Raw genomic sequence first — 26,430 nt, forward strand, 5'->3', positions numbered from 1 at the left:
CCCAGGTGACCTGCACCCCCGTGGGCGGGCCGGCATGAGGGCAGCTGTCCTCGGCCGGCCCGTCGGGCACTCCCTGTCCCCGCTGCTGCACCGGGCCGCCCACGCAGCGCTCGGCCTCGACGACTGGACCTACGACGCGCTCGACGTCGGGGCCGAGGACCTGCCGGTGCTCCTCGCCGGGCTGGGCCCGGAGTGGCGCGGGTTCTCCGTCACCATGCCGTGCAAGCAGGCGGCCGTGGCGGTCGCGGACACCGTCGACGTGCTGCCCCGGCTGCTGGGCGCGGCCAACACCCTGGTGCGCACCGACACCGGCTGGCACGCCGAGAACACCGACGTCGCCGGCGTCGGGATGGCCCTGCAGCTGGGCGGGGTGGAGCGGGTCGAGCACGCCGCTGTCCTCGGCGCCGGCGGGACCGCGGCCGCCGCGGCCGTCGCGCTGGCCTCGCTGGGGGCCCTGCACGTCGACGTCGTCGTCCGCGAGCCCGCCCGCGCCGCAGACCTGCTGCGGGTGCTGGACACCCTCGGGGTGACCGCCGACGTGCAACGCCTGGACCACACCGGCACGCTCACCGCCCCGGTCGTGGTCAGCACCGTGCCGGCCGACGGGCAGCCCGCGGTGGCCGAGCTCGCCTGGTGGCGCGGGCAGACGGTGCTCGACGTCCTCTACGCCGGCTGGCCCACCCCGCTGGCGCAGCGGGTCACCGAGGCCGGGGGGACCACGATCAGCGGGCTCGAGGTGCTGTTCTGGCAGGCCACCGCGCAGGTCGAGCTGATGACCGGCCGGCCCGCCCCGATCGAGGCCATGCGCGCCGCGCTGGACGCCTGACCGGCACGTGAGCTGGCTGTTCGCAGCTGCGGGGCTGGTCCTGGGCCCGTGGCTGGCCGCCGTCACCGTGCGGCTGGCCACCCGCGACCCCGCCGCCCGGCCCGGCGCCGTCCGGATCGCGGTGACCAGCGCGGCCGCTGCCGCCGCCGTCGGGGCCGCACCGCTGGTCGGCGACCGCCCCGCGGTGGGAGCGCTCGCCTGGTTCGGTGCCGCGGCCGTCGTCCTGGCCGGGGTCGACCTGGCCAGCCACCGGCTGCCGGACCGGGTCACCTTCCCGGCCGTGGCCGTCTGCACCGCCGCGCTGGCCGTCGACGCCGCGGTCACCGGCCCGTGGAGCGCGCTGCTGCGGGCGATCGCGGCCGGGGCTCTCGCGTACCTGCTGGGCACGGCTGCCCGGCTGGTGCAGCCGCGCGGGTTCGGTGGCGGCGACGTGAAGCTGCTCGGCCTGATCGGCGTCGTCCTCGGCTGGGCCGGGTGGGACGTGCTGGTCACCGGCGTGTTCGCCGGGCTGCTGCTCGGCGCGGCCGGGTCGCTGGTGCTGGTGGCGGTCGGCCGCGCGGGGTGGCGCACCGCGGTCCCCTTCGGCCCGCCGCTGCTCGCCGGCGCCTACGTCGCGCTGGTCCTCAACGCGGGCTAGGGCAGAATCGCCCGCATGTTGCGTTGGCTGACCGCAGGCGAGTCGCACGGGCAGCAGCTCACCGCGATCCTGGAGGGCCTGCCGGCCGGGGTGCAGGTGCAGACCTCCGACGTCGACGCCCAGCTCACCCGTCGCCGGCTCGGTCACGGCCGGAGCGCGCGGATGAGCTTCGAGGAGGACGTCGTCACCCTCACCGGCGGCGTCCGGCACGGGGTCACGCAGGGCGGTCCGATCGCCGTGCAGATCGGCAACACCGAGTGGCCCAAGTGGTCCAGCGTGATGTCCGCGGACCCGGTGGACGCCGAGGTGCTGGCCGGCCAGGCGCGCAACGCCCCGCTCACCCGCCCGCGCCCGGGCCACGCCGACCTGCCCGGCATGCAGAAGTACGGCTTCGACGACGCCCGCCCGGTGCTCGAGCGCGCCAGCGCCCGGGAGACCGCAGCCCGGGTCGCGCTCGGCACGGTCGCGCGGGCGTTCCTGCAGCAGGTCCTCGGCGTCCAGGTGGTCAGCCACGTGGTCGGCATCGGCCCGGTCACCGCCCCCGACGGCGTGCTGCCCGGCCCCGACGACAACCCGCGCCTCGACGAGGACCCGGTGCGTTGCGCGGACCCCGCCACGAGCGCGGCGATGACCGCCGAGATCGACGACGCCCGCAAGTCCGGCGACACCCTGGGCGGCGTGGTCGAGGTCGTCGTGCACGGCCTGCCGCCGGGCCTGGGCAGCCACGTGCACTGGGACCGGCGGCTGGACTCCCGGCTGGCCGGTGCCCTGATGGGCGTGCAGTCGGTGAAGGCCGTCGAGGTCGGTGACGGCCTGGGCACCGCCCGCCGTCGCGGCTCCGTGGCCCACGACGAGATCGACGTCGCCGACGGGCAGCTGTCCCGGCGCACCGACCGCGCCGGTGGCATCGAGGGCGGCATGACCAACGGCGAGGTGCTCCGCGTGCGCGCGGCCATGAAGCCGATCAGCACCGTGCCCCGCGCGCTGGCCACCGTCGACACCGCCACGGGCGAGGCCGCGGTCGCGATCAACCAGCGCAGCGACGCCTGCGCCGTCCCGCGCGGCAGCGTGGTGATGGAGGCGATGGTCGCCCTGGTCCTCGCCGACGCGGTGCTGGAGAAGTTCGGCGGCGACTCGGTCCCCGAGACCCGTCGCAACGTCCAGGGCTACCTCGACGCGCTGACCTACCGGTGACCCGCCCGGTGCTCGTGGTCGTCGGCCCGCCCGCGGCGGGCAAGACGACGGTGGGCACGGCCGTCGCCGCCGCACTCGGCGTCCCCTTCCGGGACACCGACGCCGACGTCGAGGCCACCACCGGGACGACGGTCGCCGACCTGTTCGTCACGCACGGCGAGCCGCACTTCCGGGAGCTGGAGGCAGCGGCCGTCGCCCGGGCCCTCGCCGAGCACGACGGCGTCCTGGCCCTGGGCGGGGGAGCGGTGCTCAGCCCGGCGACCCGGGAGCTGCTCGTCGAGTCCGGGTGCACCGTCGTCTGGCTGGACGTCGACGTCGCGTCCGCCGCGCACCGGGTGGGGCTGTCCCGCGACCGGCCGCTGCTGGCGGTCAACCCCCGCGCCATGCTGCGCACCATGCTCGGGGCCCGCGCACCGCTCTACGCCGAGGTGGCCACCGTGACCGTCCCGACCGCCGGACGCCCGATCGCCGACGTCGTCGCCGACGTCCTCGCCGCCGTGCAGGTCGCCCCGTGACCGCGCACCGGATCACCGTCGCCGGCGACCGTCCCTACGACGTCCTGATCGGCCCCGGGGTGCAGACCCAGCTCGGCCTGGTGCTCGACGGCACCCTGCGCGCCGCGGTCGTGCACAGCCCGGCGCTGGCCGCGGCCGCCGGTGCCGCGGTCGAGACGCTGCAGCAGTCCGGCGTCGCCGCCGAGGCGGTCGTCGTCCCCGACGGCGAGGCCGCCAAGACCGCCGAGGTCGCCGCCCGGACCTGGGAGGAGTTCGGCCGGCTCGGCCTCACCCGCTCCGACGCCGTCGTGGGCGTCGGCGGGGGAGCGGTCACCGACCTCGCCGGCTTCCTGGCCGCCACCTGGCTGCGCGGCGTCCGCGTCGTGCAGGTGCCCACGAGCCTGCTGGGCATGGTCGACGCCGCGGTGGGCGGGAAGACCGGCATCAACACCGCGGCCGGCAAGAACCTCGTCGGCGCCTTCCACCCGCCGGCCGCCGTCCTCGCCGACACCGACGCCCTCGCCGGGCTGCCGGAGGCGGAGTTCCGCTCCGGGCTGGCCGAGGTCGTCAAGTGCGGGTTCATCGCCGACGGCCGCGTGCTCGAGCTGCTGGCAGCCGACCCGACCGGCCGCGCCGACACCGCCGAGCTCATCGCCCGCGCCGTCCAGGTCAAGGCCGACGCGGTCGGCGAGGACCTCTACGACACCGGCCGCCGCGAGTACCTCAACTACGGACACACCCTCGCCCACGCCATCGAGCGGGTCGAGGACTTCCGCTGGCGGCACGGCGAGGCGGTCGCGGTGGGCCTGGTGTTCGCCGCCGAGCTGGGGTTCCGGGCCGGCCGGCTGTCCCGCACCGACGCCGACCGGCACCGCTCGCTCGTCGATGCGATGGGCCTGCCCACCCGCTACGCCGGGAACTGGGCGCAGCTGCAGGCGGTCATGCGGCTGGACAAGAAGGCCCGGGGCGCCTCGCTGCGCTTCGTCGTCCTCGGCGGCCTGGGCAGCCCCACCATCCTGACCGACCCCGACCAGGCCTGGCTCGACGCCGCCTGGGCCGCAGTGGAGGACGCATGACCATCCAGGTGCTCAACGGCGCCAACCTCGGCCGGCTCGGCACCCGCGAGCCGGAGGTCTACGGCTCCACCACCCACGCCGAGCTGGTCGAGCTGATCGGCGTGACCGCCACCGAGCTGGGCCTGGACGTCGTCGTCCGGCAGACCGACTCCGAGGCCGAGCTGCTCGGCTGGGTGCACGACGCCACCGACGCCGGTGACCCCGTGGTCATCAACCCCGGCGGGTGGACGCACACCTCGGTGGTGCTGCGCGACGCCCTGGCCGCGGTGCCCGCACCGGTCGTGGAGGTGCACATCAGCAACGTGCACGCCCGCGAGGCGTTCCGCCAGCACTCCTACGTCTCCGCCGTCGCCGACGGCACGATCGTCGGCCTGGGGGTGCAGGGCTACGAGCTCGCCCTGCGCTACCTGGCCGGGAAGGCAGCCCGATGAGCGAGCGCGAGGCCGGACGCCGCGACCGGCTGCGGCAGACCGCCGCGGCCAACGGACTGGACGCCGTCCTGGTCACCGATCTGCTCAACGTCCGGTACCTGACCGGGTTCACCGGCTCCAACGGCGTGCTGCTGGTGCGCACCGACGGCGCCGACCTGCTCGGCACCGACGGCCGGTACACCACCCAGGCCGGCGCCCAGGTGCCCGACGTGGAGCTGCTGATCGACCGGGCCACCCTGCCCGCCCTGGCCCGGGCCGCGCTGACCGAGGGCACGACCCGGCTGGGCTACGAGTCCCACGTGGTCACCGTCGACGAGCTGCGCGGCCTCGAGGGGCTGGCCGGCGAGGCCGGTCGCGCCGTCGAGCTGGTCAGCGTCCGGCGCACGGTCGAGACGCTGCGCGCGATCAAGGACGACGGTGAGATCGAGGCGCTGCGCCGGGCGTGCGCGGTCGCCGACCAGGCGCTGGCCGAGCTGGCCGCCGAGGGGGCGCTGCGCCCGGGCCGCACGGAGCTGCAGGTCGGCCGCGAGCTCGACGCGCGCATGCTGGCCCTGGGTGCCGAGGCGCCCAGCTTCGAGACGATCGTGGCCGCGGGCGCGAACTCCGCCATCCCGCACCACCGGCCCGACGCCACCGTGCTGCGGGACGGCGACTTCCTGAAGCTCGACTTCGGCGCCACCGTCGACGGCTACCACTCCGACATGACCCGCACCCTCGTGCTGGGCCACGCCGCGGACTGGCAGCGTGAGGTGTACGAGCTGGTCGCGGCCTCCCAGGCCGCCGGCCGGGCCGCGCTGGCGGTGGGCGCCGACGTGTCCGCCGTCGACGCCGCCGCCCGCGACGTCATCGTCGCCGCCGGGCACGGCGAGCACTTCACGCACGGCCTCGGGCACGGTGTCGGGCTGGAGATCCACGAGGCTCCGGGCATCTCCGCGCTCGGCGCAGGTAGTCTGGCCGCTGGCATGGCCGTCACCGTGGAGCCAGGCGTGTACCTGCCCGGCCACGGCGGTGTCCGGATCGAGGACACCTTGATCGTCACGGACGACGAGCCCGAGTTGTTGACCCTCACGAGCAAGGAACTCCTGGTCCTCTAGATGGCTACCACCAACGACCTCAAGAACGGCATCGTCCTCAACCTGGACGGCCAGCTCTGGACCGTCACCGACTTCCAGCACGTCAAGCCGGGCAAGGGCGGCGCCTTCGTGCGCACCACCCTGAAGAACGTGCTGTCGGGCAAGGTCGTCGACCGGACGTTCAACGCCGGCCTGAAGATCGAGACGGCGAACGTCGACAAGCGGAACATGACCTTCCTCTACAAGGAGGGCACCGACTTCGTCTTCATGGACGGCGACACGTTCGAGCAGGTCTACGTGCCCGAGGTGACCGTCGGCAGCGGCGCGGACTACCTGCTGGACAACACCGAGGTCACCGTGGCGGTGCACAACGACACCCCGCTCTACGTCGAGCTGCCGGTCACCATGGAGCTCGTCGTCCAGCACACCGACCCGGGCCTGCAGGGCGACCGCTCCACCGGTGGCACCAAGCCGGCGACGCTGGAGACCGGTGCCGAGGTCCAGGTCCCACTGTTCATCACCACCGGCGAGAAGCTGAAGATCGACACCCGCGACGGCCGCTACCTCGGCCGGGTCAGCTGACCTCGTGGCAGCCCGCACCAAGGCCCGTAAGCGCGCCGTCGACGTCCTCTACGAGGCCGACCTCCGCAGTGGCGACCCGCTCGTGGTCCTCCGCGACCGGGTCGCCGACGGCAACCCGCCGGTGCCCGACCACGCCGTCCGGCTCGTCGAGGGCGTCGTCGAGCAGCAGGCCAAGATCGACGAGCTGATCGAGGCCCACGCCTCCGGCTGGTCGCTGGACCGGCTGCCCGACGTCGACCGCGCGATCCTGCGGATGGCGGTCTACGAGCTGCTCTGGGTCGACGACGTCCCCGACGCCGTGGTCATCGACGAGGCGGTGGAGCTGGCCAAGACGCTGTCGACCGACGACTCGCCGTCCTACGTCAACGGCGTCCTCGGCGGCATCGTCCGCGCGGAGATCCCCACCTGAACCACCGCTGAACGCCCACGGCCCACTCCGGCTCCCGGAGTGGGCCGTTCGCGTTCCCGGGACGCCGAGTGGGCAGTTGCCGCCGCCGACACGGCCGGACACGCCGCCGCCGGCGACCCCGACTGCCCACTCGGCAGAGGCGGTCGTGACGGAGACCCGCGTCGCGGGGCAGCTGCCACGACCGGCCGACGGGGAGCCGAGGAGCCCGGTCGCGGGAGCGTGACCGGGAGCGGGTGACGCTCGCGTACGCCGTCCAGCACGGGCCGGGGCCCGACGTCGAGGTCTCGCTCGACGGCACACCGGTCAGCGACCGCCGGGGCCCGACGTCGAGGTCTCGCTCGACGGCACACCGGTCAGCGACCGCCGCGGACCGACGTCGAGGTCCTGCTCGACGGCGCATCGGTCAGCGACTGCCGCGGCCCATGAGATCTGCGGTCTCGTGGCCTCCAGGACCCGGAGACCACGAGAGCGCAGATGTCGTTCCCGCTGCCGGGCAGGCGTCCTGGCCGAGCCCAGGGACGTCGACTCGTGCGGAGCGGTCGATGAGCGCGGGATCTGCGATCTCGTGGGTTCACGGGCCGGGTCGCCACGAGATCGCAGATCTCATGCGCCGGCCGTCCACGGGGTGACCCCGACGACGCACGAGAGGCCCCACCCGCTCAGCGGATGGGGCCTCTCGTGGCCCCTCTGCCTCCCACCGCGCGCGAGCCGTGGGGGCAGAGGGGGTCGTGCGTCAGCGCGGGGCGCGGCGGCGGTCGCCGTAGTCGGCGTCCTCGTCCTCGTCGGCGTAGATGCTGCCGTCGGCGCCAGGGGAGAGCACGCCCCACTCGATGAGCCGGGTGGTCAGCTCGTCGGGGCTCATGTCGTAGATGATCGCCAGCGACTTGAGGTCCTCGGCGCGGATCGACAGCACCTTGCCGTTGTAGTCGTGGCGCTGCGCCTGGATGGTGGAGGCGTAGCGGGCCAGCGGGCCGGCCTCGTCGGCGGGCAGCGAGCCCAGCGACTCGAGGTTGAGCACGATCTTGGTGCTCTTCGTCACCGCCGAGCTGGGACGCGGGTCGGGCAGCAGCTCGGAGACCGGGACGCCGTAGAAGACGGCCAGCTCGGAGAGGCGCTGCACGGTCACCGCACGGTCGCCGCGCTCGTAGGAGCCGACCACCACGGCCTTCCACCGGCCGTGGGACTTGTCCTCCACGCCCTGCAACGACAGCCCCTGCTGGTTGCGGATGGCACGCAGGCGGGCGCCCAGCGCCCTGGAGTAGTCGGTGCTCATGACCCTCTGCTCACTGACTGTCGTCGGAACGGAACTGTTCTGGTCACGCAGAGTACTTGTCTTCTGAGTGGCGCGACAGTCAGGGAGACCCGAACGGGGGATGCGGGCTGCTCAGACCCCTCAGACCGGTGATGCAGGGTCACGACCGGGGGTGCAGTACCGTCGACGCCGGTCCACCCCGCTCCCCGGCCCAGGCCGGAGGCGGGATCTCCTTTAACGACCCGTCCCGTGAGGCGGGGAAGGAGGCTTGATGACCATGTCATCAGAGCTGCCCGCACCACCCGTCCCGCCGCTGCTGAGCGCCGAGGACGTCGCCCGCGTCGTCGACCGCGTGGCCCACCAGCTGATCGAGAAGGCCGCGAGCCACCTGGCCGACCTGGTCCTGGTCGGCATCCCGACCCGCGGCGCCCCGCTGGCCCGCCGGCTGGCCGCCCGCATCGAGGCCTTCAGCGGCACCCGCATCGACGTCGGCACCGTCGACATCACGCTCTACCGAGACGACCTGCGGCTGCGCGGCGTGCGCGCGCTGGAGGACACCCGGCTGCCCGAGTCCGGCATCGACGGCCGGCTCGTCGTCCTCGTCGACGACGTGCTGTTCTCCGGCCGCTCGGTCCGCGCGGCCCTCGACGCGCTGCGCGACCTGGGCCGGCCGCGCGCGGTGCAGCTCGCCGTCCTCGTCGATCGGGGCCACCGCGAGCTGCCGATCCGGGCCGACTACGTGGGCAAGAACGTGCCCACCTCGCGCAGCCAGAAGGTCGAGGTCCACCTGGCCGAGATCGACGGGCTGGACGAGGTCCTGCTCACCGGGGGCGAGCAGTGAAGCGGCACCTGCTCGAGGTCGCCGACCTCGACCGCGCCGACGCCACCCTGGTGCTGGACACCACCGCCCAGATCGAGCAGGCGCTGGCCGGCCGCGAGGTCAAGAAGCTGCCCACGCTGCGCGGGCGCACCGTGGTCAACCTCTTCTTCGAGGACTCCACCCGCACCCGGATCAGCTTCGAGCTGGCCGCCAAGCGCCTCTCCGCCGACGTCATCAACTTCTCCGCCAAGGGCAGCAGCGTCTCCAAGGGCGAGAGCCTCAAGGACACCGCGCTCACCCTGGAGGCGATGGGCGCCGACGGCATCGTCGTCCGGCACTCCGCCTCCGGCGCCCCGCACCGGCTGGCGCAGTGGGTGCAGGGCAGCGTGGTCAACGCCGGCGACGGCACCCACGAGCACCCCACCCAGGCGCTGCTCGACGCCTACACGATCCGCCAGCGGCTGGGCCGGCTCGACGGCGTGCGGGTGGCGATCGTCGGCGACGTGCTGCACTCCCGGGTCGCCCGCTCCAACGTCGGCCTGCTCACCACCCTGGGCGCCGAGGTCACCCTGGTCGCCCCGCCCACGCTGCTGCCGGTGGGCGTGGAGAGCTGGCCGGTGTCGGTCAGCTACGACCTGGACGCCGTCCTGCCCAAGGCCGACGTGGTGATGATGCTGCGCGTGCAGGCCGAGCGGATGAACGCCTCGTTCTTCCCCAGCGCCCGCGAGTACAGCCGCCGCTACGGCCTGGACGGACGCCGGATGGCGGTGCTGGCCGACGACGCGATCGTCATGCACCCGGGCCCGATGAACCGCGGGATGGAGATCGCCGCCGAGGTGGCCGACTCGCCCCGCTCCACGATCGTCGCGCAGGTCGGCAACGGCGTCAGCGTGCGCATGGCCGTCCTGTACCTGCTGCTGGGAGGCGCACCCGAGTGACGCTCATCAAGAACGTGAAGCCCTACGGCGAGGACGCCGTCGACATCCGCATCACCGACGGCCGCATCACCGAGATGGCCCCCGGGCTGGACGGCGATGACGAGGTGGTGGACGGCGCGGGCCTCGTCGCGCTGCCGGGCCTGGTCGACCTGCACACCCACCTGCGCGAGCCGGGCCGCGAGGACGCCGAGACGGTCGAGACCGGCTCCCGTGCCGCTGCGCTCGGCGGGTTCACCGCGGTGCACGCCATGGCCAACACCGACCCGGTCGCCGACACCGCGGGCGTCGTCGAGCAGGTGTGGCGGCTGGGCCAGGAGGCCGGGCTGGTCGACGTCGTCCCGGTGGGCGCGGTGACCGTAGGCCTGGGTGGCACCCAGCTGGCCGAGCTGGGCGCGATGGCCGACTCCGCCGCCCGGGTGCGGGTGTTCTCCGACGACGGGCACTGCGTCGCCGACCCCGCCTTGATGCGCCGCGCGCTGGAGTACGTCAAGGCCCTGGACGGCGTCGTCGCCCAGCACGCCGAGGAGCCGCGGCTCACCGTCGGCGCGCAGATGAACGAGGGCGAGCGCTCCGCCCGGCTCGGGCTCACCGGCTGGCCGGCCGCCGCCGAGGAGGCGGTCATCGCCCGCGACGTCCTGCTGGCCCAGCACGTCGGGGCCCGGCTGCACGTCTGCCACGTCTCCACCGCCGGCTCGGTCGACATCCTGCGCTGGGCGAAGGCCCGCGGCGTGCAGGTGACCGCCGAGGTCACCCCGCACCACCTGCTGCTCACCGACTCCCTCGCCGAGACCTACGACCCGGTCTACAAGGTGAACCCGCCGCTGCGCACCGACGCCGACGTGGCCGCGCTGCGGGCCGGGCTGGCCGACGGCACGATCGACGCCGTCGCCACCGACCACGCGCCGCACGCGGTGGAGGACAAGGAGAGCGAGTGGGCCGCCGCCCGCCCGGGGATGCTCGGGCTGGAGCAGGCGCTGTCGATCGTGGTGCAGACCATGGTCGAGCCCGGGCTCCTGGACTGGCGCGGGGTGGCCGACCGGATGTCGGTCCGCCCCGCCGCGATCGGCCGGCTCGAGACGCACGGCCGCCCGCTCGCCGTCGGCGAGCCGGCCAACCTGCTGCTGCTGGACCCCGCGCACTCCTCGGTCGTGGACCCGGCCGCGCTGGCCAGCCGCAGCCGCAACAGCCCCTATGCCGGCCGGGAGCTCCCCGGCCGGGTGGTCGCCACGTTCCTCCGGGGCGTCGCGACCGTGCTCGACGGAAAGGCAACGAAGTGAACCGGCAGCGAGTGAGCATCGCAGCGAGGAACGAGCGAGGAGCGGAGCGAGCGTGGCCGGGAACGGGAGCAGAGCAGTGACACAGGCGATCCTCGTGCTCGAGGACGGACGGACGTTCCGCGGCGAGTCCTACGGCGCGACCGGCACCACGGTCGGCGAGGCGGTGTTCTCCACCGGGATGACCGGCTACCAGGAGACGCTCACCGACCCCAGCTATGCCGGCCAGATCATCACGATGACGGCGCCGCACGTCGGCAACACCGGCGTGAACGGCGAGGACGACGAGAGCCGCCGCATGTGGGTGGCCGGTTTCGTCGTCCGCGACCCCGCCCGCCGCCCGGCGAACTGGCGCGCCACCGGCAGCCTGGACGACGAGCTCGTGGCCCAGGGCGTCGTGGGCATCAGCGGCATCGACACCCGCGCGCTGACCCGGCACCTGCGCGACCGCGGCGCCATGCGCGCGGGCATCAGCACCGAGCTGGACCAGGCGGAGCTGCTGGCCCGGGTGACGGCGAGCGACTCGATGACCGGCGCGGACCTCGCCCCCGGCGTCAGCGCCAGCGAGCCCTACGTCGTCCCGGCGGTGGGGGAGAAGCGGTTCACCATCGCCGCCCTCGACCTCGGCATCAAGACCGCCACCCCGCGGTACCTGGCCGAGCTCGGTGTGGAGACCCACGTGCTCCCGGCCACCTCCACTGCCGCGCAGCTGCTCGAGGCCGGCATCGACGGCGTCTTCGTCTCCAACGGCCCCGGCGACCCGGCGGCCGCGGACTACGCGGTCGAGGCGGTGCGCGGGGTGCTGGAGGCCCGCCGTCCGCTGTTCGGCATCTGCTTCGGCAACCAGATCCTCGGCCGTGCGCTGGGCCTGGGCACCTACAAGCTGCGCTTCGGCCACCGCGGGCTCAACCAGCCGGTGCTCGACCGGGTCAGCGGCACGGTGCGGGTCACCAGCCACAACCACGGCTTCGCCGTCGACGCCCCGCTGGACCGGCCCACCGACACCCCGTTCGGCCCGGTCGAGGTCAGCCACGTGGGTCTCAACGACCAGGTCGTCGAGGGGCTGCGGCTGCTGGAGACCCCGGCGTTCAGCGTGCAGTTCCACCCCGAGGCCGCGGCCGGCCCGCACGACGCCAACCCGCTGTTCGGTCGCTTCGTCGACCTGATGGAAGCCAACAAGGAGGGCAGCGCGGTGACGCCTGCACCCGTCGTCGAGTCGAGCACGGGGGAGAAGGCCTGATGCCCAAGCGCACCGACCTGGAGCACGTCCTGGTCATCGGCTCCGGCCCGATCGTCATCGGCCAGGCCAGCGAGTTCGACTACTCCGGCACCCAGGCGTGCCGGGTGCTCAAGGCCGAGGGGCTGCGGGTCAGCCTGGTCAACAGCAACCCGGCGACGATCATGACCGACCCCGAGGTCGCCGACGCCACCTACATCGAGCCGCTGACCCCGGAGTTCGTCGAGCGCGTCATCGCCAAGGAGCGCCCGGACGCGGTCCTCGCGACCCTCGGCGGGCAGACCGCGCTGAACATCGCCATCGGCCTGTTCGAGAACGGCGTGCTGGACAAGTACGGCGTCCAGCTCATCGGCGCCGACGTCGAGGCGATCAACCGCGGTGAGGACCGGCAGCGGTTCAAGGACATCGTCCGCTCGATCGGCGCCGACGCCCCGCGGTCCACGGTGTGCGGCACCGTCGAGGAGGCGATCGCCACCGCCGAGGAGGTCGGCTACCCCGTCGTCATCCGGCCCTCCTTCACCATGGGCGGGCTCGGCTCGGGCATCGCCACCGACGAGCCGATGCTGCGCCGGATGGCCGGTCACGGCCTGGCCGACTCCCCGGTCCACACCGTCCTCATCGAGGAGTCGGTGCTGGGCTGGAAGGAGTACGAGCTCGAGCTGATGCGCGACCGCAGCGACAACGTGGTGGTCATCTGCTCGATCGAGAACATCGACGCGATGGGCGTGCACACCGGTGACTCCGTCACCGTCGCCCCGGCGATGACGCTCACCGACCGCGAGTACCAGACCATGCGCGACGTCGGCATCGCCGTGCTGCGCGAGGTCGGCGTGGAGACCGGCGGCTGCAACATCCAGTTCGCCGTGCAGCCCGAGACCGGGCGCCTCGTCGTCATCGAGATGAACCCGCGGGTGTCCCGCTCCAGCGCGCTGGCGTCGAAGGCCACCGGCTTCCCGATCGCCAAGATCGCCGCCAAGCTGGCCATCGGCTACACCCTCGACGAGATCACCAACGACATCACCGGCGTCACCCCGGCCTCGTTCGAGCCGTCGCTGGACTACGTGGTGGTGAAGATCCCGCGGTTCGCGTTCGAGAAGTTCCCCGGTGCCGACCCGCGGCTGACCACCACCATGAAGAGCGTCGGTGAGGTCATGGCCATGGGCCGCAACTTCACCGAGGCCCTGGGCAAGGCGATGCGGTCCACCGAGACCAGCGCTGCCGGGTTCTGGACCGACACCGCCGAGCCCGCCGACGCCGCCACGCTGGTGGAGAAGCTGCGCACCCCGGTCGACGGGCGGCTCTACACCGCCCAGCGGGCGCTCGCCGCCGGTGCGACGGTCGCCGAGGTGTCGGCGGCCAGCGGCTACGACGAGTGGTTCGTCGACCAGATCGCCCTGGTCAACGAGATCGGCGAGGAGCTCCGGGAGTCCCCGTCGCTCACCCCGGAGCTGCTGCGCCGAGCCAAGCGGCACGGCCTGTCCGACCGGCAGGTCGCCGCGCTGCGGCCCGAGCTCGCCGGTGAGGACGGCGTCCGGGTGCTGCGCTGGCGGCTGGGCATCCGGCCGGTCTACAAGACCGTCGACACCTGCGCCGCGGAGTTCGCCGCGAAGACGCCGTACCACTACTCGTCCTACGACGAGGAGACCGAGGTCGAGCCGCGCACCAAGGCGGCAGTGCTGATCCTGGGCTCCGGGCCCAACCGGATCGGGCAGGGCGTGGAGTTCGACTACTCCTGCGTGCACGCCGTGATGGCCCTGCAGGACGCCGGCTACGAGGCGGTGATGGTCAACTGCAACCCCGAGACCGTCTCCACCGACTACGACACCGCCGACCGCCTCTACTTCGAGCCGCTCACGTTCGAGGACGTGCTGGAGGTCGTCGAGGCCGAGCGCGCCGCCGGCCCGGTCGCCGGGGTCATCTGCACCCTCGGCGGGCAGACCCCGCTGGCCCTGGCGCAGCGGCTCAAGGACGCCGGCGTCCCGGTGCTGGGCACCTCGCCGGAGGCCATCGACGCCGCCGAGGACCGCGGGGAGTTCTCCCGGGTGCTGTCCGACACCGGGCTGCTCGCGCCCAAGCACGGCATGGCCACGACGTTCGCCCAGGCGCAGGACATCGCCGCCACCATCGGCTACCCGGTGCTGGTGCGCCCGTCCTACGTGCTCGGCGGGCGCGGCATGGAGATCGTCTACGACGACGCCACGCTGGAGTCCTACATCCGCAAGGCCACCGACGTCAGCACCGACCACCCGGTGCTGGTCGACCGGTTCCTCGAGGACGCCATCGAGATCGACGTCGACGCGCTCTACGACGGCACCGACCTGTACCTGGGCGGGGTCATGGAGCACATCGAGGAGGCCGGCATCCACTCCGGTGACTCGGCGTGCGCGCTGCCCCCGATCACCCTGGGCGGTGCGGACCTGCGCGGCATCCGGGCCGCCACCGAGGCGCTCGCCGCCCGGATCGGTGTGCGCGGGCTGATGAACGTGCAGTACGCGCTCAAGGACGACGTCCTGTACGTGCTGGAGGCCAACCCCCGCGCCAGCCGCACGGTGCCGTTCGTGTCCAAGGCGACCGCCGTGCAGCTGGCCAAGGCCGCGGCCCGGATCGCGGTGGGGGAGACGATCGCCTCGCTGCGCACCGCCGGGGTGCTGCCGGCCACCGGTGACGGCACCGACCTGCCCGTCGACGGGCCGATCTCGGTGAAGGAGGCCGTGCTGCCCTTCCACCGCTTCCGCACCGTCGAGGGCCAGGGCGTCGACACGATCCTCGGTCCGGAGATGAAGTCCACCGGTGAGGTGATGGGCATCGACGCGGAGTTCGGCACCGCGTTCGCCAAGTCCCAGGCCGCCGCCTACGGCGACCTGCCCACCTCCGGGACGGTGTTCGTCTCGCTGGCCAACCGCGACAAGCGGTCGGCGGTCTTCCCGGTCAAGCGGCTGGCCGACCTCGGCTTCCGCGTCCTGGCCACCGAGGGCACCGCCCAGGTGCTGCGCCGCAACGGCGTGGCCTGCGAGGTCGTCGGCAAGTTCTCCGACGGGCCGGGCAACTGCGTGGAGCGCATCCAGGCCGGCGAGGTCGACCTGGTGGTCAACACCCCGTTCGGCACCCCGGGCAACGGCGGGCCGCGGCTGGACGGCTACGAGATCCGCGCCGCCGCGGTGGGCATGGGCATCCCGTGCATCACCACCGTGCAGGGCATGGCGGCCACCGTGCAGGGCGTGGAGGCGCTGCAGCGTGGCGACCTCGGCGTGCGCAGCCTGCAGGAGCTGCACCAGGTGCTGGCCGACGCGCAGGCCGCCAAGGCGCTCGGGTGACCGGCGGCGGCGTCCAGGCCGGGGGGACGGCGGAGCTGCAGCGCGAGCTGCGCGCCACCGGGCTGACCGGCTCCGTCCTCCGCGGCCTGGCCGCCGCCGCCGTCGCCCGCCTGGACGGCGTGGCGGACCTCGCCGTGCCGTCATGGGCGGCCGAGGTGACCACCCGGCTGGACGCGGGCGCGCTGGAGGACGGCGACCTGCCCGCGCTGGTCCGCGTGCTGGCCACCACCGGGCAGCACCGGCTGCTGGCCCGCTCTGGCGTCCGGTACCCCGCCTACGCGCTGACCGACGACGTCGCCGGTGCCCGGGTCGGCCCGCCCGGGCCGCGGCTGCCGGTGCGCCCGCGCGCGGCCGGCAGCTTTGAGGTGCTGGGCCGGCGGGTCGGCTTCCCGATCGGGGTGCCGGCCTGCCCGATGACCGGCACCGCGGCGTGGGTGCAGTACCTGGCCGGCAACGGCTTCAACCTGCTCACCTACAAGACCGTCCGCAGCCGTGAGCACGCCGCCAACGCCTTCCCGAACTGGGCGTTCGTCCCCGGGGCGCGGGAGCCGTTCGGGCCCGGTGCGCCGCCGGTGGTGCACGCCGAGCCCTCGGACTGGGTGACCCCCGGCGACCCCGCGGTCACCAGCACCAACTCCTTCGGCGTCCCCTCACCCGACCCCGCGGTCTGGACCGAGGACGTCGCAGCCGCCGTCCGCTGCCTGGCCGAGGACCAGCTGCTGCTGGTCAGCGTGATGGGCGAGGACGACGGGGACGGCACCGCGCAGCTGCAGGCGATCGCCGACGACTTCGCCCGCACCGCGCTGCTGGCCGAGGCCGCCGGCGCGCCCGTGGTGGAGCTCAACCTCTCCTGCCCGAACACCCTGGGCTCCGGCGGCGGCGTGCGGCCGCCGATCTGCCTGGACCCCGAGCTGACCACCGCGATCGTCGAGACCACCCGGCGCGCGCTGTCCTCGACCACCGGGCTGGTCGCCAAGCTCTCCTGGCTCGACGGGCCCGCGCTGGCCGGGCTGGTGCCGCGGATCGCGCCGCACCTGGACGGGATCGCGGCGATCAACACCGTGCAGTGCGCGGTGCAGCGCGCCGACGGGTCGCCCACCTTCCCGGGCCGCCCGCTGGCCGGGGTGTCCGGGGTCGCGGTGCGCGACCTGGCCCTGGAGTTCACCGCCCGGCTGCTGCAGCTGCGCGCCACCGGCGGCCACCGCTTCGACGTGCTGGCCATGGGCGGGGTCACCGACCCGGCCAGTGCCGCCGCACTGCTGGAGCTGGGCGCGGCCGGGGTGCAGACCGCCACCGGGGCGTTCGCCGACCCCTTCCTGGCCCGGGCCTGCGTCGAGGAGCTGGCATGACGTTCGGTGCCCGGCTCGCCGCGGCCGTCGCCGACCGCGGGCCGCTGTGCGTCGGCATCGACCCGCACCGCGAGCTGCTGCTGGAGTGGGGCCTCACCGACGACGCCGAGGGTCTGCGCCGGTTCACCGACCTCGTCGTCGACGCCCTGGCCGGGCACGTCGCCGTCCTCAAGCCGCAGCTGGCCTTCTACGAGCGGCACGGCTCGGCCGGGCTGGCCGTGCTCGAGGACGCCGTCCCAGCCGCGCGGGCGGCCGGTGCGCTGGTGCTGCTGGACGCCAAGCGCGGCGACATCGGCTCGACCATGGCCGGGTACGCGGACTACCTGCGCCCGGACCACCCGCTGGCCGTCGACGCGCTGACCGTCAGCCCCTACCTCGGGCCGGACTCGCTGGAGCCGGCCCGCCGGACCGCCGACGAGTTCGGCGGCGGGCTGTTCGTGCTCGCCCGCACCTCCAACCCCGACGCCGCGACCTTCCAGTCGGCGCTGGTGGGGGAGCGCAGCGTGGCCCAGACCGTGGTCGACACCGTCGGCCGGTGGAACAGCCCGGACCGGGCCGGGGGCGACCCGGCGGACGCCGACCAGCAGGGCCGCTGGGGGCCGTCCACCGGTTCGCACGGTGTCGTCGTCGGCGCGACGCTGGCCGAGCTGGACGTCGACCTGTCCGGACTGCGCGGGCCGGTGCTCGCCCCCGGGCTCGGTGCCCAGGGCGGGTCGGTGGCCGACCTGCGACGGCTGTTCGGCGACCGGGCCGTCGTCCCCTCGGTGTCCCGCGACGTGCTGCGGGCCGGCGCGGACGCCGCCGCCCTGCGCGCCGCCGCCGACCGGTGGACGGCCGAGCTGAGCGCATGAGGCGCCCGCCGCCCTGGTCGTTGCCGGCACTGGGCGCGCTGCTGTGCGCCGCGGGGGCCGTGGTCTTCGCCCAGGCGCAGGCCACCGCGCCCGACGCCGGCTCCTTCGCCTACGCCCCGGCCGGCGTGGACATCGCCTACGACAGCGACCTGCTGGCCTCCCTCGACGACCACTGGCCGCTGCTGTGGACCGGCGGGCACCTACTGGGGGTGGGCCTGCTCGTCGTGGGCCTGCTGGTGCTCGGCGGCTGGGCCGGGCGTCTGCTGGGGCGCCGGTGGGGCGTCCGGACCAGGCCCGCCGTCGTGGCCCTCGGTGCGCTGGCCGGACTGCTGGTCGTCGGTGGGGCGGTCCTCGTGCTGACCGGGGAGGCACCCGCCGTGGTCACCTACGGGGGCACGTACCAACCGCTGTCCTGCGGCGTCGGCGTCGGCTGTCCGCCCGTGACCTCCCCGGTCCGGGTCAGCGGCGTGCAGCTGGCCGGGCTCGGCACCGCGGTGCTCGGGGCGGTGCTGGCGGCTGCCGTGGCGGCAGCGGCGACGGGTGCCCCGGCCGGCCCGGGCGTGCGGGGACCGGGTCGTGCCGCGGGCTGGGTGGCCGTGGGAGCCGGTGTGCTCCTGGCCGTGCCGGGCCTCCTGCTGGCCCGCAGGCCCCCGGCCGCCGACCCCGAGCTCGTGTTCCTGTCGCCGGAGCAGTACGACCAGCTGGTCGACGCTGCCTGGCTGGCCGGCGTCGGTCGTGCCCTCGTCGCCGGCGGCGTCCTGCTGGCGGCAGGAGCGGTCGCGTGGCTCCTGGGCGGGGACGGACCGGTCCGGTCCCGGACGGCGCCGGGAACGGCTCTCGGGGCGGCCGTCGGCCTCGCCGTCCTCGGGGGCGTCCTGCTGTGGTCGTCCCGCACGGCCCGGCCGGCCCTCGAGGGCGCGGCGCCCACCCCGCCGGCCGGGCCGTGGCTGGGGGTCGCCCTGGTCGTCGTCCTCGTCGCCGGAGCGCTGCTGGGGGCCGGTGTCCGGCAGGTGACGGGGCGGCGACCAGCGCACTGACCAGGGGTGACGAGGCCGTTACGGGACCGTTCGGTCCGCCGCGCGTCCGGCTAAGCACACCGGTCTGCCCGGATGCGCACGGGGTCCAGCGTGACCAGCCGGTTCAGGGTGACTAGGTTGGCGGCCAGGCTCAACAGCAGGGCCGCCTGCAGGTTGACCCAGACCTCGAACACCCCGCCGGCCGCAGGGCCGGCGCGAACACGATTGGGTTGCACCGTGCCCCTTCCCGAGTTGTCCCCCGAACAGCGCGCCGCTGCCCTGGAGAAGGCCGCCGCGGCCCGCAAGGCCCGCGCCGAGCTCCGCGAGAAGCTCAAGGCCAAGGGCACCACGGTCGGTGACGTCCTCAAGCAGGGCGAGACCGACGAGGTCATCGGCAAGATGCGCGTCTCCGCCGTCCTGGAGTCCCTCCCGGGCGTCGGCAAGGCCCGCGCGGCCAAGATCATGGAGCGGCTGGAGATCTCCCCGACCCGCCGTGTCCGTGGCCTGGGCGCCAACCAGCGCAAGGCGCTGGAGTCCGAGTTCGCCGGCGAGCAGGTCCAGCCCGACCAGATCCCGGCCGAGGGCGCACTCTGACCGGACCCCGCGGTGGCCTCCGGCCGCCCCGGACCCGATCGACGACACATGGCTGACGGGAACCGTGCGCGGCTGACCGTGCTCTCCGGCCCCTCCGGGGTGGGCAAGGGCACGGTCGTCGCGGAGGTCCGGCGCCGGCACCCCGAGGTCTGGGTGTCGGTGTCGGTCACCACGCGCAAGCCGCGTCCGGGCGAGGTCGACGGCGAGCACTACTGGTTCGTCGACGACGAGTCCTTCGACGACCTGATGGCCACGGACAACCTGCTGGAGTGGGCCTCGTACGCGGGCAACCGCTACGGCACGCCCCGGGGTCCGGTCGAGGAGCAGCTGCGGGCGGGTTCGCCGGCGCTGCTGGAGATCGAGCTGCAGGGCGCCCGGCAGGTGCGCGAGCGCGCGCCGGAGGCCCAGCTGGTCTTTCTGGCCCCGCCGTCGTGGGCGGCGCTGGTCAGCCGGCTGGCCGGCCGCGGCACCGAGCACCCCGAGGTCCAGGAGCGTCGGCTGGCCCTCGCGCAGGCCGAACTGGACGCCTCCGGCGAGTTCGACGTGGTGGTCGTCAACGACGACGTGGCCAGAGCGGCGGACGAGTTGGTAGGCTTGCTGACTGCGCCTCCGCCCGCTGGTCCCTGACCGCGTCGGAGACACACCCGAGGCGACCGTGCGGAGCACATCCGCCGCCCGCCCGCACACCGAGTTGAGGAGCACGCCCGCCCGTGTCCGGAGTCGCACCCGCCCCTGAGGGCATCACCAACCCGCCGATCGACGAGCTGCTCGAGCGCACCAGCAGCAAGTACGGCCTGGTCATCTACGCCGCCAAGCGCGCGCGCCAGATCAACGCCTACTACAGCCAGCTCTCCGAGGGCCTGCTGGAGTACGTCGGCCCGCTGGTCGACACCGCTCCCCAGGAGAAGCCGCTGTCGATCGCGCTGCGGGAGATCAACGAGGGCCTGCTGACCCACACCGCCGGCGAGAACTGAACCGGTACAGCTGCACAGCACCACCCGTACTGATGAGGTCCCCGGCACCTGGTGCCGGGGACCTCGTCGTGTCTGGCGGAGGATGACCGCATGAGCAAGATCGTGCTCGGCGTCGGCGGCGGCGTCGCGGCCTACAAGTCCGCCCTGCTGCTCCGGGCCCTCACCGAGCGCGGCCACGAGGTGCGGGTCGTCCCGACCGCCTCGGCGCTGCGCTTCGTCGGTGCGGCCACCTTCGAGGCGCTCAGCGGCAACCCGGTCTCCACCGAGGTGTGGGACGACGTCCCCGAGGTCGCCCACGTGCGCATCGGCCAGGCCGCCGACCTGGTGCTGGTCAACCCCGCCACCGCCGACCTGCTCGCCCGCGCCGCTGCCGGCCGGGCCGACGACCTGCTCACCGCCACGCTGCTCACCGCGCACTGCCCCGTGGTGTTCGTGCCGGCCATGCACACCGAGATGTGGCTGCACCCGGCCACCCAGGACAACGCCGCCACCCTCCGCCGACGCGGGGCGGTCGTGCTGCCCCCGGCCGTGGGCCGGCTCACCGGCCCGGACTCCGGTCCCGGCCGGCTGCCCGAGCCCGCCGACGTCGCCGCGCTGGCCGAGCTGGTGCTCGCCACCGGCCCGGGCGCCCTGGCCCAGGACCTCACCGGCCGACGGGTCGTGATCACCGCCGGGGGCACCCGCGAGGCACTGGACCCGGTGCGCTTCCTGGGCAACCGCTCCTCCGGGCGGCAGGGCTGGGCGCTGGCCCGGGTCGCCGCCGCCCGCGGCGCCGACGTCGTGCTGGTCGCGGCCAACGTCGAGGCCCCGGCGCCCTTCGGCGTCCGGGTCGTCGGGGTGGGGTCGACCGAGGAGCTGCGCACGGCCGTGCACGCCGAGGCGGCCGGCGCCGACGTCGTGGTGATGGCCGCCGCCGTCGCGGACTTCCGGCCGGTCACCGTCGCCGGCACCAAGCTCAAGAAGGGCGGGGCCACCGAGCCGTCGGAGCTGCAGCTGGTCCGCAACCCCGACGTCCTGGTCGAGCTGGTCGCCGCCCGCCCGGCCGGTCAGCGGGTGGTCGGCTTCGCCGCCGAGACCGGGGACGACGAGGGCGACGTGCTCACCCACGCCCGCGCCAAGCTCGCCCGCAAGGGCGTGGACCTCCTGGTGGTCAACGACGTGTCCGCAGGCCGGGTCTTCGGCCGCCCGGACAACGAGGTGACGCTGCTGGACGCCGACGGCACGGCCACCGCCGTCCCGGCCGCGGGCAAGGACGTCGTGGCCGCGGCCATCTGGGACCGGGTGGTGACCGGCCTCACCCCGCGGGGCTGACCCGACCGCCGCTGCGGACCGCCGCCGACCACCACTGTCGGCGCCCGCCGGTACCCTCGGCCGCCGGGGCTCCCGACCACCGCCGGAGGCCCTCCCGACCGCGATGCACGCGCTCGGCAGCCGACTGCAGGGAGAACCCAGTGCCACGCCGTCTCTTCACGTCCGAGTCGGTGACCGAGGGCCACCCGGACAAGATCGCCGACCAGATCAGCGACGCGATCCTGGACGCGATGCTGGCCCAGGACCCCCGCAGCCGGGTGGCCGTGGAGACGATGATCACCACCGGCCAGGTGCACATCGCCGGTGAGGTGACCACCTCCGGCTACGTCGACATCGCCGACATCGTCCGCAAGACCATCCTGGGCATCGGCTACGACTCCTCGCGCAAGGGCTTCGACGGCGCCTCCTGCGGCGTCAGCGTCTCCATCGGCGCGCAGTCCCCGGACATCGCCCAGGGCGTCGACACCGCCTACGAGGCCCGCCGGGCCGAGCTGACCGGTGCCGAGCACCGGGCCGCGGTGGCCGACGACATGATCGAGCGCCAGGGTGCCGGTGACCAGGGCCTGATGTTCGGCTACGCCACTGACGAGACCCCCGAGCTGATGCCGCTGCCCATCGCGCTGGCGCACCGGCTGTCCCGCCGGCTGTCCGCGGTGCGCAAGGACGGCTCGGTGCCCTACCTGCGGCCCGACGGCAAGACACAGGTCACCGTCGTCTACGAGGACGACCGCCCGGTCGCCGTGGACACCGTGGTCGTGTCCTCCCAGCACGCCGAGGACATCTCGATCGACACCCTGCTGGCCCCCGACATCGAGGAGCTGGTGGTCGTCCCCGCGCTCGCCGAGCTGGGCCTGCCCACCACCGGCCACCGGCTGCTGGTGAACCCCACCGGCAAGTTCGTGATCGGCGGCCCGATGGGCGACGCCGGCCTGACCGGCCGCAAGATCATCGTCGACACCTACGGCGGCATGGCCCGGCACGGCGGCGGCGCCTTCTCCGGCAAGGACCCGTCCAAGGTCGACCGCTCGGGCGCCTACGCCATGCGCTGGGTGGCCAAGAACGTCGTGGCCGCGGGCCTGGCCCGCCGCTGCGAGGTGCAGGTCGCCTACGCGATCGGCGCCGCGCACCCGGTCGGCCTGTTCGTGGAGACCTTCGGCACCAACGCCGTCCCCGAGGACGTGCTGGAGAAGGCCATCACCGCGGTGTTCGACCTGCGCCCCGGCGCGATCGTCCGCGACCTGGACCTGCTGCGCCCGATCTACGCCCCGACCGCCGCCTACGGCCACTTCGGGCGCACCGACGTCGAGCTGCCGTGGGAGCGGCTGGACCGCGTCGACGCCCTCCGCGCCGCCACCGGGGTCTGAACCTGAGCGACGCCACCCTCGACGACCCGGGCACCCGCGCACAGCGGGTGGCCCGGGTCGTCGTCGATGTGCCGCTGGCCCACCTGGACCGGCCCTTCGACTACGCCGTGCCCGAGGAGCTGGCCGACCACGTCGTGGCCGGCTGCCGGGTGCGGGTGCGGTTCGCCGGCAAGCTCGTCGACGGCGTGGTGCTCGAGCTGGCCGGGAGCACCGACCACACCGGCAAGCTCGCCCCGCTGGCCAAGGTCGTCTCGCCCGAGCCGGTGCTCACCCCCGAGGTCGCCGAGCTGACCCGCTCGGTCGCCGACCGCTACGCCGGGTCGATGACCGACGTGCTGCGGCTGGCCCTGCCGCCCCGCCGGGGTGCGCCGGAGAAGCGGCCGCGGCAGGACCCGCCGCCGCCCCCGCCGGCCCCCGACCCGGCCGGGTTCGCCCGGTACCCGACGGGTGCGCTGCTGCTGGAGGCCGTCGCCCAGGGCCACCCGGCGCGCGCGGTGTGGACGGCGCTGCCCGGCGAGGACTGGCCCACCCGGCTGGCCGAGCTGTGCCAGGCCGCGCTGTCGGGTGGTCGCGGTGCACTGGTCGTCGTCCCCGACGGCAAGGACCTCGACCGGCTCGCCGCCGCGGCCGAGGCGCTGCTGCCCGCGGGCTCGGTGGCGGTGCTGCGCGCGGACTCCTCGCCCGACACCCGCTACAGCCGGTTCCTGTCCGCCTCCCGTGGGACGGCGCAGGTGGTGCTGGGCACCCGCGGCGCGGTGTTCGCCCCGGTGCGGGACCTCGGCCTGGTGGTCATCTGGGACGACGGCGACGACCTGCACGCCGAGCCCCGCGCCCCGTACCCGCACGCCCGCGACGTGCTGGTGCACCGCGCGCACCTGGCCTCCTGCGCCGCCGTCGTCGCCGGCACCGCGCGCACCGCCGAGGCCGCGCTGCTGGTCGAGTCCGGCTGGGCGCACGAGCTGGTCGCCGACCGGGCGACCCTGCGCACCGCCGCCCCGCGGGTGGAGGCGCTGGGCAGCGACTTCGAGCTGGCCCGCGACCCCGCCGCCCGCTCGGCCCGGCTGCCCACCCTGGGGTTCGACGTCGCCCGGAAGGCCCTGCAGGCCGGCACCCCGGTGCTCATCCAGGTGCCGCGGTCGGGCTACGTGCCCTCGCTGGTCTGCGACCGCTGCCGCGCCCCCGCGCGGTGCGCCCACTGCGCCGGGCCGCTGGGCATCGCCCCGCAGCCCGGGGCCAACGGCGTCCGGATCGCCGCCTGCCGGTGGTGTGCGCGGCCGGCGGCGACCTTCGACTGCCCGCACTGCCACGGCACGAAGCTGCGCGCCGCCGTCATCGGCGCCTCCCGCACGGCCGAGGAGCTGGGCCGGGCCTTCCCGGGGGCGGCGGTGCGGGTGTCCGGCCGCAGCTCCGGCGTGCTGGCGACCGTGTCCGGTGACCCGGCGATCGTCGTCGCCACCCCGGGCGCCGAGCCGGTCGCCGAGGGCGGCTACGGCGCCGCGCTGCTGCTGGACTCCTGGGCGCTGCTCGGCCGGGCCGACCTGCGCGCGGGGGAGGAGACGATGCGGCGCTGGATGAACGCCGCGGCGCTCGTGCGGGCCGGTGGCCGGGTCGTCGTCTCCGCCGACGCCGCGCACCCGGTGGTGCAGGCGCTGGTGCGCTGGGACCCCGCCGGGCTGGCCACCCGCGAGCTCGCCGACCGCCGCGAGCTGGGCTTCCCGCCCGTCACCCGGATGGCCTCGCTGTCGGCGTCCCCGGCCGCGCTCGCGGAGTTCCTCGACGCACTGCGGCTGCCCGAGGGCGCCGACGTCCTCGGGCCGGTCCCCGAGCCGCCGCGGCCGGGTCAGGAGGGCGAGCGGGAGCGGTACCTGGTGCGGATCCGGCGCGGCGAGGGCGTCGCGCTGGCCCGCGCGCTGCACGACGTCCAGGGGGTGCGCAGCGCACGCAAGGCGCTGGAGCACGTGCGCGTGCAGCTGGACCCGCTCGAGCTCGCCTGAGCCTCCGACCAGCGCTGTTTACGTTGTAAACGGCCGGGTAGCGAGGAGTGGCTGACGGCGGTCCGGTTCCTGGGCCGCCGCGCCACTCCCTCGCCGTCCGGCCCTCTGTCGGGCGGCGTCCTCACGTCTGGAGCACCCATGAGCGACCCACGACAGCCCGCCGCCGGCACCACCCGCGGCGCCACCAGCGTCGGCCCGGAGAAGAAGAGCCGGAAGGGCCTGTGGCTGGGGCTGGTCGTCGCGGCCGCGCTGATCGCCCTCCTGCTGCTGCTGAGCCAGTGCGGCGGCGACGACGACCCGCAGCCGGGCGCGGCCGCCTCGGCGAGCCCCACCAGCACGTCGGCCGCGGCGGGCACGTCCGCGTCCAGCTCCTCGCCGCGCGCGAGCAGCTCGGCCAGCAGCTCCGCCACCAGCTCGGCCAGCAGCTCGGCGAGCGGTGCGGCCGGTGGTGCGGCAGGTGCCGCGGCCGCCGGGCAGCCGAGCAGCCTCGTGGCCGCCGACGGCACCGCCGTCCTGGACCCGGCTGCGCCCGCCGACCCCACTCCCGTCCTCGGGCAGGTCAGCGGCCAGCAGGTCACCGGCACCGCCGTCCAGGTGCTCTCCGTGCCCGCCGACGAGGGCTTCTGGGTCGGCAGCTCCGACGACCAGCGGGTGTGGGTCCAGCTCGCCGGCCAGGCCGGTGAGTCGCCCTACCAGGTGCGCCAGGGTGACCGGGTCGACTTCACCGGCACCGTCACCGCCCACGACGGCGGCTTCCCAGCCACGGTCGGTGTCGACGACGCCGAGGGTGCGGCCCAGCTGGCCGCGCAGGGCCAGCACGTCGAGGCCGACCGCGCCTCGGTGACGCTCAGCAGCTGACCCGCGGGCCTCAGCCGGCCGGCTGGTCGAGCAGCTCCGCGAGCTCCTCGTCCAGCCGGGCGGTGGCCTGCTCGACCGCCGCGCGCTCCCCGGCCTGCCGCCACCAGCCGGGCAGCGTGCTGACCGCGGTGCACAGCCCGGCGACGACGCCCAGCACCAGGTGCGGCCGGCGCACCCCGCGCCGGCGCAGCGTGGAGGCCAGCGGTCCGTCGACGACGGTCACCAGCACACCCCACCCGCAGGCGAGCACCCCCTGCCGGACCAGGACGTCGAGGTCCTCCGCGGCCGGTGCGTCGGGGGTGGCGCCCTCCAGGGCCAGGCGCACCCAGGGCAGCTCCTGCACCAGGCCGTCGGCGGCGAAGGCCCCCACCACGGCCAGGTACAGCCGCCGGCGGGCGCGGGACCGGGCCGGGTGGTCGAGGGCGGCCTCGGCCAGCCCGACGGTCACCCCGTCGGTGGCGCAGCGCAGGACCGCACGGACGTGGTGGGACGTCACCGGGATCACCCCCAGCACGGTAGCGAGGTCGCCGTGCGGCCGCCCGCCTGAGCGCCACCTAGACTC

The 26,430-nt window shown here is 74.8% G+C and carries 26 protein-coding genes; 24 read left to right on the forward strand and 2 right to left on the reverse strand.

All coding sequences use genetic code 11. The annotated features are described in order from the left end of the window. Positions 1–34 precede the first annotated feature (34 nt). The 9 genes from KUM42_RS19310 to nusB are packed head-to-tail and all read left to right on the forward strand — an operon-like array spanning position 35 to position 6,722. On the forward strand, positions 35–826 hold the full coding sequence (locus tag KUM42_RS19310) for a shikimate dehydrogenase (protein WP_237494133.1): 792 nt from the start codon (positions 35–37) through the stop codon (positions 824–826). Between the two features lie 7 nt (positions 827–833). Continuing rightward, positions 834–1,463 (forward strand): A24 family peptidase, encoded by a 630-nt coding sequence (locus KUM42_RS19315; RefSeq protein WP_237494134.1) that lies wholly within the window; start codon positions 834–836, stop codon positions 1,461–1,463. 15 nt (positions 1,464–1,478) lie between these two features. Beyond that, a complete protein-coding gene (gene aroC, locus KUM42_RS19320) occupies positions 1,479–2,657 on the forward strand; it encodes a chorismate synthase (RefSeq protein ID WP_237494135.1) in 1,179 nt (392 codons plus the stop codon). Then, on the forward strand, positions 2,654–3,172 hold the full coding sequence (locus KUM42_RS19325; RefSeq protein ID WP_237494136.1) for a shikimate kinase: 519 nt from the start codon (positions 2,654–2,656) through the stop codon (positions 3,170–3,172). The genes aroC and KUM42_RS19325 overlap by 4 nt, the downstream gene beginning before the upstream one ends. Next, the gene (gene aroB / locus KUM42_RS19330; protein WP_237494137.1) at positions 3,169–4,227 is read left to right on the forward strand and encodes a 3-dehydroquinate synthase; all 1,059 of its coding nucleotides are present in this window, start codon (positions 3,169–3,171) and stop codon (positions 4,225–4,227) included. The genes KUM42_RS19325 and aroB overlap by 4 nt, the downstream gene beginning before the upstream one ends. Continuing rightward, complete coding sequence (gene aroQ, locus KUM42_RS19335; RefSeq protein WP_237494138.1) at positions 4,224–4,658, forward strand: type II 3-dehydroquinate dehydratase; 435 nt, start codon at positions 4,224–4,226, stop codon at positions 4,656–4,658. The genes aroB and aroQ overlap by 4 nt, the downstream gene beginning before the upstream one ends. Then, entirely contained in the window at positions 4,655–5,752 is a 1,098-nt protein-coding gene (locus tag KUM42_RS19340; RefSeq protein ID WP_237494139.1) for a Xaa-Pro peptidase family protein, read from the forward strand. Before aroQ ends, KUM42_RS19340 begins: the two co-directional genes overlap by 4 nt. Then, on the forward strand, positions 5,753–6,313 hold the full coding sequence (gene efp / locus KUM42_RS19345) for an elongation factor P (RefSeq protein WP_237494140.1): 561 nt from the start codon (positions 5,753–5,755) through the stop codon (positions 6,311–6,313). A 4-nt stretch (positions 6,314–6,317) separates the two neighbouring features. Next, the gene (gene nusB / locus KUM42_RS19350; protein WP_237494141.1) at positions 6,318–6,722 is read left to right on the forward strand and encodes a transcription antitermination factor NusB; all 405 of its coding nucleotides are present in this window, start codon (positions 6,318–6,320) and stop codon (positions 6,720–6,722) included. A 733-nt stretch (positions 6,723–7,455) separates the two neighbouring features. Here the strand turns inward: nusB and KUM42_RS19355 are convergent. Then, a complete protein-coding gene (locus tag KUM42_RS19355; RefSeq protein ID WP_237494142.1) occupies positions 7,456–7,995 on the reverse strand; it encodes a transcriptional regulator in 540 nt (179 codons plus the stop codon). Positions 7,996–8,245: 250 nt separating this feature from the next. On the opposite strand from KUM42_RS19355, the gene pyrR reads away from it, so the two are divergent. From pyrR to KUM42_RS19430, 15 genes are all read left to right on the forward strand, one after another. Beyond that, entirely contained in the window at positions 8,246–8,815 is a 570-nt protein-coding gene (gene pyrR / locus KUM42_RS19360) for a bifunctional pyr operon transcriptional regulator/uracil phosphoribosyltransferase PyrR (RefSeq protein WP_304610719.1), read from the forward strand. Then, positions 8,812–9,732, forward strand: a complete 921-nt coding sequence (locus KUM42_RS19365; protein ID WP_237494143.1) for an aspartate carbamoyltransferase catalytic subunit — start codon at positions 8,812–8,814, stop codon at positions 9,730–9,732. Before pyrR ends, KUM42_RS19365 begins: the two co-directional genes overlap by 4 nt. Continuing rightward, complete coding sequence (locus KUM42_RS19370) at positions 9,729–11,009, forward strand: dihydroorotase (protein WP_237494144.1); 1,281 nt, start codon at positions 9,729–9,731, stop codon at positions 11,007–11,009. Before KUM42_RS19365 ends, KUM42_RS19370 begins: the two co-directional genes overlap by 4 nt. 76 nt (positions 11,010–11,085) lie before the next feature. Next, positions 11,086–12,246 (forward strand): glutamine-hydrolyzing carbamoyl-phosphate synthase small subunit, encoded by a 1,161-nt coding sequence (gene carA / locus KUM42_RS19375; protein WP_237494145.1) that lies wholly within the window; start codon positions 11,086–11,088, stop codon positions 12,244–12,246. After that, entirely contained in the window at positions 12,246–15,557 is a 3,312-nt protein-coding gene (carB, locus tag KUM42_RS19380) for a carbamoyl-phosphate synthase large subunit (protein WP_237494146.1), read from the forward strand. The genes carA and carB overlap by 1 nt, the downstream gene beginning before the upstream one ends. Next, the gene (locus KUM42_RS19385) at positions 15,554–16,906 is read left to right on the forward strand and encodes a dihydroorotate oxidase (RefSeq protein ID WP_237494147.1); all 1,353 of its coding nucleotides are present in this window, start codon (positions 15,554–15,556) and stop codon (positions 16,904–16,906) included. Before carB ends, KUM42_RS19385 begins: the two co-directional genes overlap by 4 nt. Continuing rightward, positions 16,903–17,757 (forward strand): orotidine-5'-phosphate decarboxylase, encoded by an 855-nt coding sequence (pyrF, locus tag KUM42_RS19390; RefSeq protein ID WP_237494148.1) that lies wholly within the window; start codon positions 16,903–16,905, stop codon positions 17,755–17,757. The genes KUM42_RS19385 and pyrF overlap by 4 nt, the downstream gene beginning before the upstream one ends. Then, entirely contained in the window at positions 17,754–18,794 is a 1,041-nt protein-coding gene (locus tag KUM42_RS19395; RefSeq protein ID WP_237494149.1) for a hypothetical protein, read from the forward strand. Before pyrF ends, KUM42_RS19395 begins: the two co-directional genes overlap by 4 nt. A gap of 216 nt (positions 18,795–19,010) precedes the next feature. Next, a complete protein-coding gene (gene mihF, locus KUM42_RS19400; RefSeq protein ID WP_237494150.1) occupies positions 19,011–19,367 on the forward strand; it encodes an integration host factor, actinobacterial type in 357 nt (118 codons plus the stop codon). 48 nt (positions 19,368–19,415) lie between these two features. After that, the gene (gene gmk / locus KUM42_RS19405) at positions 19,416–19,994 is read left to right on the forward strand and encodes a guanylate kinase (protein WP_237494151.1); all 579 of its coding nucleotides are present in this window, start codon (positions 19,416–19,418) and stop codon (positions 19,992–19,994) included. An 83-nt stretch (positions 19,995–20,077) separates the two neighbouring features. Then, a complete protein-coding gene (rpoZ, locus tag KUM42_RS19410; protein WP_014741310.1) occupies positions 20,078–20,341 on the forward strand; it encodes a DNA-directed RNA polymerase subunit omega in 264 nt (87 codons plus the stop codon). 90 nt (positions 20,342–20,431) lie between these two features. Beyond that, positions 20,432–21,652: a bifunctional phosphopantothenoylcysteine decarboxylase/phosphopantothenate--cysteine ligase CoaBC gene (gene coaBC / locus KUM42_RS19415; protein ID WP_237494152.1), complete on the forward strand. Its 1,221-nt coding sequence runs from the start codon at positions 20,432–20,434 to the stop codon at positions 21,650–21,652. Positions 21,653–21,792: 140 nt separating this feature from the next. Beyond that, positions 21,793–23,016, forward strand: coding sequence for a methionine adenosyltransferase (metK, locus tag KUM42_RS19420; RefSeq protein WP_237494153.1), 1,224 nt, complete (start codon positions 21,793–21,795; stop codon positions 23,014–23,016). A gap of 47 nt (positions 23,017–23,063) precedes the next feature. After that, positions 23,064–25,010: a primosomal protein N' gene (locus KUM42_RS19425; RefSeq protein WP_237494154.1), complete on the forward strand. Its 1,947-nt coding sequence runs from the start codon at positions 23,064–23,066 to the stop codon at positions 25,008–25,010. Between the two features lie 138 nt (positions 25,011–25,148). Continuing rightward, positions 25,149–25,868 carry a hypothetical protein gene (locus KUM42_RS19430; protein WP_237494155.1) on the forward strand — a complete coding sequence of 240 codons (720 nt, stop codon included), beginning with the start codon at positions 25,149–25,151 and terminating at the stop codon, positions 25,866–25,868. 10 nt (positions 25,869–25,878) lie between these two features. Here KUM42_RS19430 and KUM42_RS19435 read toward each other — a convergent pair whose 3' ends face one another. Continuing rightward, positions 25,879–26,373, reverse strand: a complete 495-nt coding sequence (locus KUM42_RS19435) for a hypothetical protein (protein ID WP_237494156.1) — start codon at positions 26,371–26,373, stop codon at positions 25,879–25,881. Between the last annotated feature and the right edge of the window lie 57 nt (positions 26,374–26,430).

Source organism: Modestobacter sp. L9-4 (assembly GCF_019112525.1).
In the GTDB taxonomy this organism is placed as follows: Bacteria; Actinomycetota; Actinomycetes; order Mycobacteriales; family Geodermatophilaceae; genus Modestobacter.